The organism is Arthrobacter mangrovi (genome assembly GCF_026011795.1).
GTDB classification, from domain to species: Bacteria; Actinomycetota; Actinomycetes; order Actinomycetales; family Micrococcaceae; genus Crystallibacter; species Crystallibacter mangrovi.
The window spans coordinates 35494-51026 of sequence record NZ_BRVS01000018.1 but is presented as its reverse complement, the minus strand read 5'-3'; the positions used below and the strand labels follow the sequence as shown (position 1 = coordinate 51026).

The following is a 15533-nucleotide window of genomic DNA, read 5'->3' as shown; positions in this document are numbered from 1 at the left end:
AAAGCTGGACTTGGGGGCGGTTCCCTCGTGGTTGTTGGCGTGTGAAGGAGATGGCGTGACGTACTCGAGTTCCACCGGGGAAAAGCTCAACCAGCATGATCTGGCCGCCTACTTGGACGCGCACCTCCTCGGGGCCAAGGCGGGCATCCGCTTCTTCGATTCGGCCGTCGGTTCCCTGGAAGGTACGGGACAGGAGGACCGGCTCCGGCATATCAAGGACGAGGTGGTCTCGGCGCGCCGGGAGCTGAAGGTCCTGTTCAACCGCTGCGGCTATCGCAGAAGCGTCGCGAAAAGAGTCTCCGGCCTGCTGGGCGCACTGGCCGGCAAGCTTAATCCGCTCAACCCGCTGCGGACGCGCGGGCACGCCGGGGCGCAGCTGGAACTCGAGACGCTGCAGTCGATGCTGCGGGGCCAGGAGTGCCTGTGGCGGACGCTCCAGCTTCTCGCCGAGCACGAGCCGCGGCTGGACCGGGAGCGGTTCGCCCAGCTGGAGAAGCAGGTACAGCGGCAACTGAGCACCGTCGCCGAAATCATGGACGAGACGGCCGAGGCCCGGTTCCTGCAGTAGCCGGGCCTACAGCGATCGGGAGCCTACCGACGACGGCGTAGCGCCTTCCCGGGACCTGCTGCCTCCTGCGGGCCTGCACCACGCGTCCGTCACAGAGCGGCCCCGTTACTGCTTGGCTCCGCTACTGGGCGGCAGGTTCCTCGTACTTGGGGAAGATGGGCGTCGGCGCAGGCAGGGCGGTGCCGGGCACGATAGCCGTGCCGATGGCAGCAAAGCTGCGGGCACCGCCGTCGTCCTGTCCCAGGACGTCCAGCAGCTTGCCGGCGGAACCCGGCATCACCGGCTGGACCAGGATTGCGACGATCCGCAGCACCTCGAGCGTCACGTACAGCACGGTGTTCATGCGCTCCACGTCCGTCTTCCGCAGCACCCACGGCGCCTGCTCAGCGAAGTAGGCGTTGGTGTCGCCGAGGACGGTCCAGATGGCCTCGAGCGAGGCATGGAAGTCCTGCGCCTCGTAGGCAGTACGGGACTTCTCGAGCAGCCGCTCCGCCCGGGCCAGCAGTTCGTGGTCTTCCGGCGCCAGCGTGCCGGGCTGCGGGACCTTGCCCTCGCAGTTCTTGGCGACCATGGACAGGGAACGCTGGGCGAGATTGCCAAGGTTGTTCGCGAGGTCGGAGTTCATCCGGCCGACGATGGCGTCATGGCTGTACGAGCCGTCGGCGCCGAAGGGCACTTCGCGCAGCAGGAAGAAGCGCATCTGGTCCAGCCCGTACTGGGCCACCCAGTCGGAGGGGGCAATGACGTTGCCCAGCGACTTCGACATCTTGATGCCCTGGTTGTACAGGTGGCCGTGGATCATCACGCGGCGCGGCAGTTCCAGGCCGGCGGACATCAGGAAGGCCGGCCAGTAGATGGCGTGGAAGCGGGAGATGTCCTTACCGATCACGTGGACGTCGGCCGGCCACCACTTGCGGAAGGACTCGGCCTCGGTGTCCGGGAAGCCCACGCCGGTCAGGTAGTTGGTCAGGGCGTCGACCCAGACGTACATCACGTGCTTGGGATTGCCCGGAACGGGGACGCCCCAGTCGAACGTGGTCCGGGAAATCGACAGGTCGGTGAGGCCGTGCTTGACGAAGCTGATCACCTCGTTGAAGCGGGTGCGCGGCGCCGCGAACTCCGGCTGGTCCTCGTAGAGCTTGAGCAGCTTGTCCTGGTAGGCCGAGAGCCGGAAGAAGTAGGACTCCTCCTCGGTCCAGGTCACCTCGGTGTCCGTCTGAATGGAGTAGCGTTTGCCGTCCTCGCGGACCTCGGTCTCGTCCTCGCCGTAGTAGGCCTCGTCGCGGACCGAATACCAGCCCTCGTACTTGTCGAGGTAGATGTCCCCGGCCTCTTCCATCCGCGTCCAGATGGCCTGCGCTGCGGTGTAGTGGTCGGCGTCGGTGGTGCGGATGAACCGGTCGTAGCTGATCCCGAGCCCGTCCTGCGTGGACTGGAAGACGTCCGAGTTCCGCTTGGCCAGTTCGAGGGGCGTGATGCCCTCCTTCTGCGCGGTGTGCAGCATCTTCTGGCCGTGTTCGTCCGTGCCGGTCAGGAAGAAGACGTCGTAGCCGTCCAACCGCTTGAAACGGGCCATGGCATCCGTGGCGATGAACTCGTAGGCGTGGCCGATGTGGGGCACGCCGTTCGGGTAGGAAATCGCCGTGGTGATGTAATACGGGGGCTGGGAAACTTCAGACGTCACCCATAGAAGTTACCGCGTGCGCTCGGCGGATGTCGAAACGCACGCGGCCTTCCTAGTTCATCAGGGTGCGGCTGTCCGCGACGTTGATGAGCTCCTGGTCGTGGGTGGCGACGAGGACCGCGATGCCGTCCTTCGTGGTGTCTTTCAGGATGCCGATGATCTGGTTGGCGTGCTCGCGGTCCAGGCTGGCGGTCGGCTCGTCGACGACCAGCACCTTGGTGCCCAGGATCAGGGCCCGCGCGATGGCGACGCGCTGGCGCTCACCGCCCGAGAGCTGCGCCGGGCGGTGCCGCATCCGGCGGCCCAGACCGACCAGGTCCAGCAGGTCCTTGGCCATCTCGGTCCTGGCCTCGACCTGCTTGTCCGGCACGGCGGGCAGCAGCACGTTCTCCAGCGCGCTCATCCCGTCGATCAGCGCCCCGCCCTGGTCCACGTACCCGATCAGGGCTCGCCGGCGGTCCGAGATCTCGTCATCCGACATGGCATCGAGCGAATCTCCCTGCCAGAAGACCTCGCCCGACGTGGGCAGCGTCAGGCCCGCCGCGACGGTCAGGATACTGGTCTTGCCGGAACCGCTGCGGCCGGCAAGGCAGTGCATGGTGCCGGCTTCGAGGCCCAGGTCGAAGTCCTCCGCCACGACCAACGGTTCACCCCCGCCGCCGTCGTAGCGGATGGTGATGCCGCGAAGCTCCAGCGGCATCGCGTGGTCCGCCGTCCGGCCGATTTTCTCGGCACGTGTCTGGGGCTCTTCAATCATTTCCGTGTCCTTGTCATCAAGATAAACCAGAGAATCACTGCCAGCACGCCCGCGATCGCGGCCCGGAACGCGGCGTGCGGCGCCACGGCCAGGGAGACGCCGACCGCCCCGACGATGGCCAGCGGCAATGCCATGGCGGCCAGGATGCCGGCCTCGCTGCGGCGCAGGGCCAGCAGCAGTCCCGGCCCCCAGCCCATGGCTTCGAGGATGTCCCACTGCGCGCGCTTGCGGGCCAGGTCGAACCGGCTGGTGATCAGCGTCAGGACCAGGGCCGTGGCAACGCCAAGCACGGCGAGGGCCACGTTCACGCCGCCGACCTGGCTCAGCGCCAGCGAACCCAGCGCCGTGCTGCCGGCGGCGCGCGGCAGGTCCAGGATGACCGCGACCAGCGCACCGGCGGCCGCCCCGAGCACACCGACGCCGACGGCAACGGCTCCGGTGTTGAACCGGTTGGTGCGCAGCTGCCGCGCCGCGAATTTCAGCGGCGAATCCACCAGCGGAACGCCGGTGGCCCCCGGCTGCCCGTCTATGGCGGGCGGATGCGGTTTCAGCAGCGCGGCGGAGGTGAAGGACGCGGCCAGGTAGATCACCAGTACGACGGCGGATACCAGCAACGTGGTCAGCGACCGGCTGAAGGCGTTGACGATGATCGCAACGAGAAGCAGTCCGGCGGCTCCGACCAGCAGCTCCGAGAGGAACCAGGAGCGGATCCGCGTGCGGTTCCAGCCCATGGCCCGCAAGGTTACGGCTTCGGTGCGCCTCGCCCGGGTGAACGCGACAGTGCTCGCCGCGGTCAGCAAGGCAGCGCCGCCGAGGGTCAGCATCAGCAGGACGGAGCTCGCCTGGCTCAGCGAAGTCTGCACAGCCGAAGCGGCGCCCTGGCGGAACCAGGACTGGCTGACGGTACCGAGGTCGGACGCCGCACCGGAGGCGTCCTGCCGGTACTCGGGCACGTAGATGGAGGCGTCTTCGCGGGCCGAACCGGCCACGACCTGGACATCCAGGCCGAGCTTCTCGATGGCTGCCGCGGCGGCATCGATCTCGCCCGCTGCGTCGGCCCAGCTCCCGCCGGCGTCGACCTTGACCCGGACGGCGTCGATCACGGCATCCTCGGCCGAGGTCCCGCGCACGGCCGCGAGGCCGCTGTAATCGGTGATGGCGCCGGCGGACTGGACGGAGAGTCCCGCGCCGCTCAGGCCCGGCTGCAGTTCGACCGGCTCGACGGCATTGCCGTCCGCGTCCTGGGTGAGCTTGACGGGCGTGGGGTCGTAGCCGCCGAGCGGCAGGTAATTGACGTCGCCCGCGGCGTCGCGGACAGCGTTGGCGTCGAAGGTGCCATAGACAAACGGCAGCGGCGCGGCGGCATCCCCCGCCCCGTCGAGGTTGGTTCGGTAGGACTGCTCGTTGACGGGCTGCCGCTGGCTCTGGTCAGGCTCCAGCTGCCATTGGAGCGTCTTTTCCGGCAGCTTGTTCACCTGGACCCATCCCTGCGGAGTCACGGTCTGCTCGACGCTGCCGTCGGGATTGGCCGCGCCGGCTGCGTACTCCGGCGTGGAGACAAAGTCCGTGCTCCAGCTAGCCGGCTGGTGCAGGCCGGCAACGACCTGCACACCGCCGGAGCCGAGCAGGTTGTTGTAGTCCTCGCCGCCGGGCCAGCGCAGCTGGAAGGGCTTGGTCGACGCAAACGGCAGGTACTCCTCCCCCAGCGCCTTGCTGACGGTACCTATGTCCGCGACCTTGTTGCCGGCGTCGTCGATTTCCTCGATCTGCACCGAGTAGGTGAGGTCCAGTGCAGTGCCGGACCGGACCACGAGCGGAATGACCTGGGAGTCCTCGGTCAGCGAGCCGGCCTCCATGGCGGACTGGTACTGCATGACGAACGGGCTCCAGAACGCGAACGGATGCCCGTCGATCTCTGCGGACCCGGTGCCGCCGCTGAACAGCCCCGGGGTCATCTTGCCTGAGAATTCCTGGCCGACCTCCATGGCGTTGCGTCCGGCCGCGCCGGGCGCCTCGGCCAGCGGCGCCAGGAAACCGCCGGCATCGCCCAGCAGCGCCTGCTCCGCGGCGGGATCGACAGCGACGACGGTCTCGCTGATCTGCGGCAGCATGGGCAGCGCGATGGTGACGTCGAAGTCGCCGTGCGAGCTTCCGCCGGCGGGATCCGGGAATTTGATGCCGGTCTCGCCTTCGGGGGCCACGGTGCGCAGGCTCTTGCCGCCCGGCACGTCGAATTCCTTCAGCTTCGCCTGGCCGAGCGAGCCTTCCGCTGCCGTTTCGAAGAGCACCGTGTCGTTCACGCCGTCGGAGGTAACCGCCTTGGCAGTGATCCGGTAGTTCTTCGGCTCCTCGCTCAGGACGGAGTCCGGTTCCGGCCATTCCGACGCCGGCACGGCGTCCTTGATGTTCTGCTGTTCGAGGTAGGTGGCGATGTTTTCGTTGTAGCCGACGTAGTCCGTGGCCTTCAGCTGCGGGAACTCGATGTCCTGGACGACCTTGGACACCAGGCTGACCGGGGCTGCGACGCCGATCCCTGCCAGGTTGCGGATTTCTTCCAGCTGTTCGTTCGTGATGCCGCCGGCACCGGAGAGGTAGTCCGGCTGCTTCAGGGTCTGGCCTTCACCGCCCTTGCCGGCGGGGAGGACAAGGATGTCGTAGAGGCCACGCGAGTTGGTGTCCACGACCCGGCCCAGCGACGACTGGGCGCGGTCCTGGATGAACACCGACAGCAGCATGGCCGCGACGAGAACGACGACTGTGATGACAAGCGAGCGGCTGCGTAGAAAGCGTGCTGCTGCATTCAACGAAAAATCCCCTAAGCCAGGAACTGATAAGAAATACACGAATGAAGGCCCGTTGAGCCGAACTTCTGCGGCTCAACGGGCCTTGGCCTCATCCAGTCTAGTCCTGGAGGTCGACCTCTCTGGCCAGCGATGCTCCGACCGTATCCCGCAGCTTTTCCAGCACCTCCTGCGGAACCGAGCTGTCCACGGTCAGCAGGGCGAGGGCCTGCTTGCTGTCCTCATTGCGCGAGACCTGCATGCCGGCGATGTTGATATCGTGCGCACCCATCAGCTGGCCGAGGGTGCCGATGACGCCCGGACGGTCGTCGTAGATGAAGACGACCAGGTGCTCGCTGATCGGGATCTCGACTTCGTAGCCGTTGACACAGACGAGCTTCTCGATCTGCTTGGGGCCGGTCAGGGTGCCGGCGACCGAAATCTGGCTGCCGTCGGACAGGGCGCCCCGGATGGTCAGCACATTGCGGAACTCTTCCGATTCCGTCGTGGTGATCAGGCGGGTATTGATGCCGCGCTGCTCGGCAAGGACCGGGGCGTTCACGTACGAAACCTGCTCGGACACGATGTCCTTGAACACGCCCTTGAGCGCGGCCAGTTCGAGCGCCTTGACGTCCAGCTCGGCGATTTCGCCGGCAACCTCGACGTCGATCTGGGTGACCGAGTCGTGCGTGAGGGCGGTGAAGATGCGCCCCAGCTTTTCGATCAGCGGAATGCCCGGGCGGACCTCCGGGGCAATGACGCCGCCGGCGACGTTGACCGCGTCGGGCACCAGTTCGCCGGCCAGCGCGAGGCGGACGGACCTGGCGACCGAGATGCCGGCCTTCTCCTGCGCCTCATCGGTGGACGCGCCGAGGTGCGGGGTGACGACGACGTTGTCCAGGCCGAAGAACGGCAGATCCGTGCTCGGCTCCGTGACGAAGACGTCGATGGCGGCGCCGGCGATTTTGCCTTCCTTCAGCGCGGTGTACAGCGCATCCTCGTCGATCAGCCCGCCGCGGGCGACGTTGACGACGTAGGCGCTTTCCTTCATCTTGTCGAACGCCTCGTCGCCGATCATGCCGATCGTCTCCGGGGTCTTGGGCATGTGGATGGTGATGAAGTCGGACTGCTCGAGCAGCTCGTCCAGCCCCACCAGCTGCACGCCCAGCTGCGCGGCGCGCGCGCTCGTGACATAGGGATCATAGGCAAGGATCTGCGTCTCGAAAGCCTGCAGGCGCGCGGCGATCAGGGCGCCGATGCGGCCGAGGCCGATGATGCCGATCTTCTTTTCGTAGAGCTCGGTGCCGGTGTACTTGGAACGCTTCCATTCGCCGTTCTTCAGGGCGGCGTTGGCGGCCGGAATGTGGCGGGCCAGCGAGAGGATGTGCCCGACGGTCAGTTCCGCGGCGGAGACGATGTTCGACGTGGGGGCGTTGACGACCATGACACCGGCCTGGGTCGCGGCCTTGATGTCCACGTTGTCCAGGCCGACGCCGGCGCGGGCGATGACCTTCAGGTTCTTCGCCGCGGCAATCGCCTCGGCATCGACCTTGGTGGCCGAACGAACGAGGATGGCGTCGACGTCCGCGATCGCGGGCAACAGCTGGGAACGGTCAGCCCCGTCGGCCTGGCGGATTTCGAAGTCGGGACCGAGGGCCTCGACGGTGGCAGGAGAGAGTTCTTCGGCAAGGAGAACTACTGGTTTTTCCACGGAGCGTATTCCTTCGCAGCGTCGCAGTGGCGGGGTTGCATCAAGTGTAGGACGGAGCACCCGCGCACTCACACTGTTACCGATCGTCCCAGTGTGAATCCGGCCACGCTCCGTTCCGGCTCGGGCCCGGGACCGGGCCCCTAAAGAGTCCTGCTCGGGCCCTTACGCAGACCCGAAAAAGCGGGTTCCCGCGCCGCCATGCGGCGCGGAAACCCGCCTCGCATGCTAGCGGGCGACGGAGCCTTCGGTGTAGTCGTCGTCCGACTTGGCCCAGGAGAACAGCTTGCGCAGTTCGCGGCCGGTGCCCTCGATCGGATGTGCCTCGCCCTTGGCCCGCAGCGACTTGAACTCCGGAGCTCCGGCATCCTGGTCGTCGATGAAGCGCTTGGCGAAGGCGCCCGACTGGATGTCGGCGAGAACGGCCTTCATGTTCTCCTTGACCTCAGGGCTGATCACGCGCGGACCGGAGACGTAGTCGCCGTACTCTGCAGTGTCGGAGACGGACCAGCGCTGCTTGGCGATGCCGCCCTCCCACATCAGGTCGACGATGAGCTTGAGCTCGTGCAGCACCTCGAAGTAGGCGATCTCCGGCTTGTAGCCGGCCTCGGTCAGGACCTCGAAGCCGTACTGCACCAGCTGGGAGGTGCCGCCGCAGAGGACGGCCTGCTCACCGAACAGGTCGGTCTCAGTCTCTTCGGTGAAGGTGGTTTCGATGACCCCGGCGCGGGTGCCGCCGATAGCCTTGGCGTAGGACAGCGCCAGTTCCTTGGCCTTGCCGGAGGCGTCCTGCTCGACGGCGATCAGGTCCGGAATACCGCGGCCGGCCTCGAATTCGCGGCGCACGGTGTGCCCCGGAGCCTTCGGCGCGACCAAGGCGACGTCGACGTCTGCCGGCGGCTGGATGTAGCCGAAGCGGATGTTGAAGCCGTGGCCGAAGAACAGGGCGTCACCGCTCTTGAGGTTCGGTGCGATTTCGTCGGCGTAAACGAAGCGCTGGACCTGGTCCGGGGTAAGGATCATGATCAGGTCGGCTTCGGCAGTAGCCTCGGCAACGGGGAGGACGCGCAGGCCCTCGGCCTCGGCCTTGGCCTTGGACTTGGAGCCTTCGGCCAGTCCGACGCGGACGTCGACACCGGAGTCGCGCAGGTTCAGGGCGTGCGCGTGGCCCTGGCTGCCATAGCCGATAACGGCGACCTTGCGGCCCTGGATGATCGACAGGTCGGCGTCGTCGTCGTAGTAAAGCTTAGTCACGTGAATTTCTCCTGTTGTGGATTGGATTGCGGTTAGGCGGAACGCAGGGCGCGGTCGCTCATCGACCGGGAACCGCGGCCGATGGCCAGCGTTCCGGATTGGACAATTTCGCGGATGCCAAAGGGCTCCAGCACTGCGAGCAGTGCATTGAGCTTTTCGGCGGTGCCGGTGGCTTCGATGACCAGCGAGTCGGTAGAGACGTCGACCACTGAAGCACGGAACAGATCTGCTGCCTGGGTTACCTGCAGCCGTGTTGCGGCATCCGCGCGAACCTTGACCAAGATGTGGTCGCGTTGCACGGAAGACTCGGGAACGAGCTCGACGATCTTGATGACGTTGATGAGCTTGTTGAGTTGCTTGGTGACCTGCTCAAGCAGGTCGCCCTCGGCCTCGACCACGACGGTGATGCGGGAGAACCCGTCAACTTCCGTCGGGCCGACGGCCAAAGAGTGGATGTTGAAGGCCCGCCGGGCGAAGAGGCTGGCGACGCGCGTCAGGACGCCCGGCACATCTTCGACGAGCACAGAAAGGGTATGGCGTGCCATGGGCTAGTCCTCTTCTTCCCAGTCCGGGGTCATGTTGCGGGCGATCTGGATCAGGTCATTGCTGACTCCGGCGGGCACCATGGGCCAGACCATCGAATTCGGGCTGACCACGAAGTCGATGATGACCGGCCGGTCGTTGATCTCCAGGGCCTGCTGGATGGTGGCGTCGATATCCTCGGCACGCTCGCAGCGCAGCCCGACGCAGCCGTACGCGTCGGCCATCTTGACGAAGTCCGGGATCCGGACCGTCTCATGGCCGGTGTGCAGGTCGGTGTTGGAGTAGCGGCCGTCGTAGAACAGCGTCTGCCACTGCCGCACCATGCCCAGCGAGGAGTTGTTGATGACTGCGACCTTGATCGGGATGTTGTTCAGCGCGCACGTGGCCAGTTCCTGGTTCGTCATCTGGAAGCAGCCGTCGCCGTCGATGGACCAGACCACGCGGTCCGGGTTGCCCACCTTCGCGCCCATGGCCGCGGGCACTGAATAGCCCATGGTCCCCAGGCCGCCCGAATTCAGCCAGGCGTGCGGGCGCTCGTACTTGATGAACTGGGCGCTCCACATCTGGTGCTGGCCGACGCCTGCCACGTAGACCCCCTCGGGACCCGTGAGCTCGCCGATCCGCTCGATGACCCGCTGAGGAGCCATCAGGCCGTCGTCCGGTTCGGTGAAGCCGAGCGGGTAGGTCTCCTTGAGCCGGTTCAGCTGCGTCCACCAGTCGGCCAGGTCGGGCGCACCCTCCTCGGCGAAGCGTTCGCGGCAGGCCTGGAGCAGTTCGGGCAGGATCTCCTTGACCGAGCCCACGATCGGCACGTCCGCCGTGCGGTTCTTGGAGATCTCCGCCGGATCGATGTCCGCGTGGATTACCTTGGCGCCCGGCGCGAAGCTGCTCAGCACACCGGTCACGCGGTCATCGAAGCGCGCGCCGAGGGTGACCAGCAGATCCGCCTGCTGGAGGGCGGTTACCGCGCTCACCGAGCCGTGCATGCCCGGCATGCCCACATGCTGCGGATGCGAATCCGGGAAGACGCCCCGGGCCATCAGCGTGGTCGTGACCGGAGCACCGACGAACTCGGCCAGCTCCCGCAGCTCGGCGGCTGCATGTGCCTTGACCACGCCGCCGCCCACGTAGAACACGGGACGTTCGGCAGCCGCGATCAGCTTTGCCGCCTCGCGCACCTGCTTGGAATGGCCGCGCACCACCGTTCGGTAGCCCGGAAGATCGATCTTCGGCGGCCAGGAAAAGGTCATCGTGCTTTGCTGGGCATCCTTGGTGATGTCGACCAGCACGGGGCCGGGGCGGCCCGTGGTCGCAATGTGGAAGGCCTCGGCCAGCACGCGCGGAATGTCGGCGGCCTTGGTCACCAGGTAGGAATGCTTGGTGATCGGCATCGTGATGCCGACGATGTCCGCCTCTTGGAAGGCGTCGGACCCGATCACGGCGCTGGAAACCTGGCCCGTGATGGCGACCATCGGCACCGAGTCCATGTGGGCATCGGCGATGGCGGTGACCAGGTTGGTGGCGCCCGGACCCGAGGTGGCAATGCAGACGCCGGCCCGGCCGGTCACCATCGCATAGCCTTGGGCGGCGTGGCCTGCTCCCTGTTCATGGCGCACCAGGACGTGGTTGATCTTGGCGGAATCCATGAGCGGGTCGTAGGTGGGGAGGATGGCCCCGCCCGGCAACCCGAAGACGTCGTCGACGCCCAGTTCTTCCAGTGAACGGACAACGGCTTGTGAGCCGGTCATTTCCGTGGGCGGCACGATGTTGTTGGGCCCCTGGACAGGGCTGACCGCGTCCACGATGGAAGAGACAGAAGCAGCGACATCTTTGTTCTTGGTGGCGTCGGCCTGGGCCGGCGCCTTGTTGGCCATCAGCGAGGGGCTGATCGGCGATCCCTTACTCATCGAAATTCCTTCGCGGATCTGTGGTTATTCGGATGTGCCTGCCGCGCGCCGCGAGGCGCCCGGCTCTGTGCTCTTCTGCAATAAAAAAACCCCGCCGAGCCGGTTGGCTCCGATGGGGTTCCGCGCGTGACGTGGTCTGGACCTGACGGGCTTACGCCACGCGCTCAATAAGGACGACCACGACTACGATTTGCATGGCTTCAGTCTGCTGGCCGACGGATATTGGTGTCAACCGAGGAACCCCTCGTCTCATTATACGGACGAAAATGTCCGTCTTTTGAGACGACGCTGAAGCGGGAGGCCCGGGGAGGCCGCCGGTGTGCGGCGGCCTCCCCGAGGCTCGTCAGCCGCAGTAGGCGCCGGTGGACGCCGAGTTGACGAGCTTGGCGTACTTCGCCAGCACGCCGGAGGTGAATTTCGCCGGCAGCGGCGCCCAGCCGACCTTGCGGGCTTCGAGTTCCGCCTCGTCGACCAGCAGGTCGAAGGAACGGGCCGCAATATCCACGCGGATACGGTCGCCGTCCTTAACGAAGGCGATGGGACCGCCGTCGACCGCTTCCGGCGCGACGTGCCCGATGCACAGGCCGGTAGTGCCGCCCGAGAAGCGCCCGTCGGTGAGCAGCAGGACGTCCTTGCCGAGCCCGGCGCCCTTGATCGCGCCGGTAATGGCGAGCATTTCGCGCATGCCGGGTCCGCCCTTGGGGCCTTCGTAGCGGATAACGACGACGTCGCCCGCCTTGATCTGTCCGTTGTCCAGCGCTTCCAGCGCACCCTGCTCGCGTTCGAACACGCGGGCGGTGCCCTCGAAGACATCGGCGTCGAAGCCGGCGCTCTTGACGACCGCACCCTCGGGAGCCATGGAACCATGCAGGATGGTGATGCCGCCGGTCTTGTGGATCGGGTTGTCCATGGCGCGCAGGATCTTGCCGTCGACATCCGGCGGGTTGATGGCAGCGAGGTTCTCGGCAACCGTCTTGCCCGTAACAGTGAGGCAGTCGCCGTGCAGCAGGCCGGCGTCGAGCAGGGCCTTCATGATCACCGGCACGCCGCCGATCTTGTCGACGTCGGTCATGACGTAGCGGCCGAATGGCTTCAGGTCGCCCAGGTGCGGAATCTTGTCGCCGATGCGGTTGAAATCGGCCAGGGTCAGTTCGACCTCTGCTTCGCGGGCGATCGCCAGCAGGTGCAGGACGGCGTTCGTGGATCCGCCGAAGGCCATGGTGACGGCAATGGCGTTCTCGAAGGCCTCCTTGGTCATGATGTCGCGCGCGGTGATGCCCAGGCGCAGCAGGTTGACCACGGCTTCGCCGGACTTGCGGGCGAATTCGTCGCGACGGCGGTCTGCCGAGGGCGGAGCCGCGGAGCCGGGCAGGGACATGCCCAAAGCCTCGCCGATGCAGGCCATGGTGTTGGCGGTGTACATACCGCCGCAGGCGCCCTCGCCAGGACAAATCGCCTTCTCGATGCGGTCCAGGTCCTCGCGGCTCATCCGGCCGGCGGCGCATGCACCTACTGCCTCGAACGCGTCGATCAGCGTGACTTCCTTTTCGGAGCCGTCCTCCAGCTTGACCCAGCCGGGCATGATCGAGCCGGCGTACAGGAACACACTGGCGAGATCCAGCCGTGCGGCGGCCATCAGCATGCCTGGCAGCGACTTGTCGCAGCCGGCGAGCAGGACGGACCCGTCGATCCGCTCGGCCTGCATGACCGTCTCCACGGAGTCCGCGATGACCTCGCGGGAGACGAGGGAGAAGTGCATGCCCTCGTGGCCCATGGAAATGCCGTCCGATACGGAGATGGTCCCGAACTGCATCGGGAAACCGCCGCCGGCGTGCACGCCTTCCTTGGCGCCCTGGGCCAGGCGGTTCAGGGACAGGTTGCACGGGGTGATTTCATTCCAGGAACTGGCGACGCCGATCTGCGGCTTCGCGAAATCGTCGTCCCCCATTCCAACTGCTCGGAACATTCCGCGGGCCGGGGCTGCGTGAATGCCGTCGGTGACTACCCGGCTGCGGGGCTTGATATCTGGAGTTGCGTCGGCGCTCATGGCTTCGATTCTATGACCAGCCCGCGGCGACCCATGACCATGTGACATGGGAACGACGGCGGGGCGGGGCAACCTGCCGTAATCTGTCGGACCGGTTTCCTAGACTGGACCATATGCCTGCGACCCAGCCCAGCCCCCAACCCGACAGCCAGCCCGGCAGCAGACCCAGCAGCGACAAGCTCAAGGAGATCCTCAGCCGGATCTTCGATTCGCAAATCCCGAACCACGGCGACTACAACCTGGTCTTCGGCAGCACCGGCCATCACGGCTGGCGGACCCCGGCTCCCGGGAAGGGCAGGACCTTCGTCATCGGGTACCGGTGGCGGCCCCTGGAGCTGGTCATCGCCCCGTTCGACGGCACCCGGCTGACCGCGGGAGGCACCCCGTCGGCCATCAACATGACCAACCTGTCGCACGCCGTCGAGCTCAACGGCGGCGGCTACGAGGTCGGCACCAACACCGGGACCACGTTCCGGTTCGGCGTGCAGCCCCGCGGACAGCTTCCCGCGGCAGGCTGCGTCGTCGAGCAGGACGAGGACAGTGCCGATTTCAGCCGGTTCATGGACGGCTTGATCGCGGCCGCCTAGGACGGCCGGCTCCAACCGGAAGCCCCGCCGGCGGAACGGGACCGGCCGCACGGGCGTGGAAGGGCTCCGGCAGCACGGGGCCCGGGGTTCAGGCAGAGGCGGGGCCCGCTATGGACAGACCATCCGGCGGAAACTAACGTACGCATCATGAGCAACCGCCGCCAGGGGAAGGGGCCGGCCGTGGAGTGGCTGATCTGGATTGGCATCATTGCCGGGATCGCGGCCCTCCTGGTGTGGCTCTTCACGAAGGGTTCCTCGTCCACCACAGCGACGCTGCCGGCCGAGCGGGACGGCCGGTCCCCCGACGTCGGGCATCCCCGTCCCTCGGCGCCCCCGGACAAGTTGCCGGCCCCGCCCGAAGAGCCCGAACCTATCGACGGCTGGACCGAGAGCGCCGCCGAAACCGCTCACTACGATCCCGCCACCGAAGACACCTACATCGAAGACCTGCCGGCGGAAGACCGGGGCAAGCCGCCGCTGTATGACGGCACGGAATGGGGTCCGCACACCGGGGAGACCGTTATGGAGCCCAAGGTGGACCCCGTCGACGGCGAGGAACATGGCCGGCGGGCGGGCTGAAACTCCGCGGACAGCGCTTCGCCAGCTGCGCGCCGCCGTCGTTCTCTTCCTTGCCGCCGGAACCGCCGCCTGCACCGCACCGCCCGCCGCACCCGGACCGGGCAGCACTGGCAGCGGCTCCGGAGCAGCGACCATCGCCGAAGGGCTGGATGACCCGTGGTCCATCGCTTTCCTGCCGGACGGAAGCGCCCTGGTCTCCGAGAACAACACGGGGCTGATCAAGCAGCTGAAGGACGGCCGGACCAATGCCGCGGTCCCCGTGCCCGCGGAACTGGAGACCACCGGCGAGGGCGGACTGCTGGGCCTCGCCGTGAGCCAGGACTTCGCGAAGGACAACCGGCTCTTCGTTTACTTCACGACACCGCAGGACAACCGCGTCCTCAGCTACCGCTGGGAGGACGGGGAGCTGACGGACGGCCGCGAGGTCGTGACAGGCATTCCCAAATCCCGCATCCACAACGGGGGGCGGCTGGAGTTCGGCCCGGACGGTTACCTCTACATCTCCACCGGGGAGGCCGGGCAGCGCGAACTTTCACAGGACCTGGCCTCGCTGGGCGGAAAGATCCTCCGCGTCACGCGGGACGGCGACCCGGCTCCCGGAAACCCGTTCCCGGACAGCCCCGTCTTCAGCTATGGACATCGGAATGTGCAGGGAATGGCCTGGGACTCCGAGGGCCGGATGTGGGCCTCGGAATTCGGGCCTGACCGGGATGATGAGCTCAACCTCATCGAAGCGGGCAAGAACTACGGTTGGCCGGAGGTCACTGGAGCGCCCGGCGACGATCGCTTCGTCGACGCCGTAGTGGTGTGGCCCTCCACCGCGGAGGCATCCCCCAGCGGCTTGGCCATTGTCGATGACGTCGCCTGGCTGGCCGCGCTGCGGGGGGAACGGCTGTGGCGGGTACAGCTGTCCGGCGACAAGGCGGGCAAGCCCGCCGCCGTGCTGCAGGGCGAGTACGGCCGGCTTCGCGATGTCGAGGCGGCAGCGGACGGGCGGCTCTGGGTGCTCACGAACGGCGGAAATCCGGACCGGATTCTTGCGGTTTCTGTGAAGTAGGCGACATTGGCCCTTTCGATTTCACTTTCCCGGAAAGAGCCTGTAGAGTTACATGTCGTTGC

12 protein-coding genes are annotated in these 15533 nt (G+C 66.7%); 4 read left to right on the top strand and 8 right to left on the bottom strand.

Annotated elements, in window-relative coordinates; genetic code table 11:
• Positions 1-55: 55 nt before the first annotated feature.
• Positions 56-568, top strand: a complete 513-nt coding sequence (locus tag AHIS1636_RS14515) for a hypothetical protein (protein WP_264796553.1) — start codon at positions 56-58, stop codon at positions 566-568.
• Between the two features lie 121 nt (positions 569-689).
• Here AHIS1636_RS14515 and metG read toward each other — a convergent pair whose 3' ends face one another.
• The 8 genes from metG to ilvD form a co-directional block, all read right to left on the bottom strand.
• On the bottom strand, positions 690-2252 hold the full coding sequence (gene metG / locus AHIS1636_RS14510) for a methionine--tRNA ligase (RefSeq protein WP_264796552.1): 1563 nt from the start codon (positions 2250-2252) through the stop codon (positions 690-692).
• 52 nt (positions 2253-2304) lie between these two features.
• Positions 2305-3009: an ABC transporter ATP-binding protein gene (locus AHIS1636_RS14505; RefSeq protein ID WP_264796551.1), complete on the bottom strand. Its 705-nt coding sequence runs from the start codon at positions 3007-3009 to the stop codon at positions 2305-2307.
• Positions 3006-5813 (bottom strand): ABC transporter permease, encoded by a 2808-nt coding sequence (locus AHIS1636_RS14500; protein WP_264796550.1) that lies wholly within the window; start codon positions 5811-5813, stop codon positions 3006-3008. Before AHIS1636_RS14500 ends, AHIS1636_RS14505 begins: the two co-directional genes overlap by 4 nt.
• A gap of 97 nt (positions 5814-5910) precedes the next feature.
• A complete protein-coding gene (serA, locus tag AHIS1636_RS14495; RefSeq protein WP_264796549.1) occupies positions 5911-7500 on the bottom strand; it encodes a phosphoglycerate dehydrogenase in 1590 nt (529 codons plus the stop codon).
• Positions 7501-7725: 225 nt separating this feature from the next.
• Positions 7726-8751 (bottom strand): ketol-acid reductoisomerase, encoded by a 1026-nt coding sequence (ilvC, locus tag AHIS1636_RS14490; RefSeq protein WP_264796548.1) that lies wholly within the window; start codon positions 8749-8751, stop codon positions 7726-7728.
• Between the two features lie 32 nt (positions 8752-8783).
• Positions 8784-9296 carry an acetolactate synthase small subunit gene (ilvN, locus tag AHIS1636_RS14485; RefSeq protein WP_264796547.1) on the bottom strand — a complete coding sequence of 171 codons (513 nt, stop codon included), beginning with the start codon at positions 9294-9296 and terminating at the stop codon, positions 8784-8786.
• Between the two features lie 3 nt (positions 9297-9299).
• Positions 9300-11201 (bottom strand): acetolactate synthase large subunit, encoded by a 1902-nt coding sequence (locus AHIS1636_RS14480; protein ID WP_264796546.1) that lies wholly within the window; start codon positions 11199-11201, stop codon positions 9300-9302.
• A 343-nt stretch (positions 11202-11544) separates the two neighbouring features.
• The gene (gene ilvD, locus AHIS1636_RS14475) at positions 11545-13248 is read right to left on the bottom strand and encodes a dihydroxy-acid dehydratase (protein WP_264796545.1); all 1704 of its coding nucleotides are present in this window, start codon (positions 13246-13248) and stop codon (positions 11545-11547) included.
• Positions 13249-13361: 113 nt separating this feature from the next.
• Between ilvD and AHIS1636_RS14470 the strand changes: the two genes are divergently transcribed.
• The 3 genes from AHIS1636_RS14470 to AHIS1636_RS14460 all read left to right on the top strand — a co-directional run bounded on the left by AHIS1636_RS14470 (position 13362) and on the right by AHIS1636_RS14460 (position 15471).
• Positions 13362-13835 carry a hypothetical protein gene (locus AHIS1636_RS14470; RefSeq protein ID WP_264796544.1) on the top strand — a complete coding sequence of 158 codons (474 nt, stop codon included), beginning with the start codon at positions 13362-13364 and terminating at the stop codon, positions 13833-13835.
• 147 nt (positions 13836-13982) lie between these two features.
• Positions 13983-14414, top strand: coding sequence for a hypothetical protein (locus tag AHIS1636_RS14465; RefSeq protein ID WP_264796543.1), 432 nt, complete (start codon positions 13983-13985; stop codon positions 14412-14414).
• Positions 14395-15471, top strand: coding sequence for a PQQ-dependent sugar dehydrogenase (locus tag AHIS1636_RS14460; RefSeq protein ID WP_264796542.1), 1077 nt, complete (start codon positions 14395-14397; stop codon positions 15469-15471). Before AHIS1636_RS14465 ends, AHIS1636_RS14460 begins: the two co-directional genes overlap by 20 nt.
• The last annotated feature ends 62 nt before the right edge of the window (positions 15472-15533 follow it).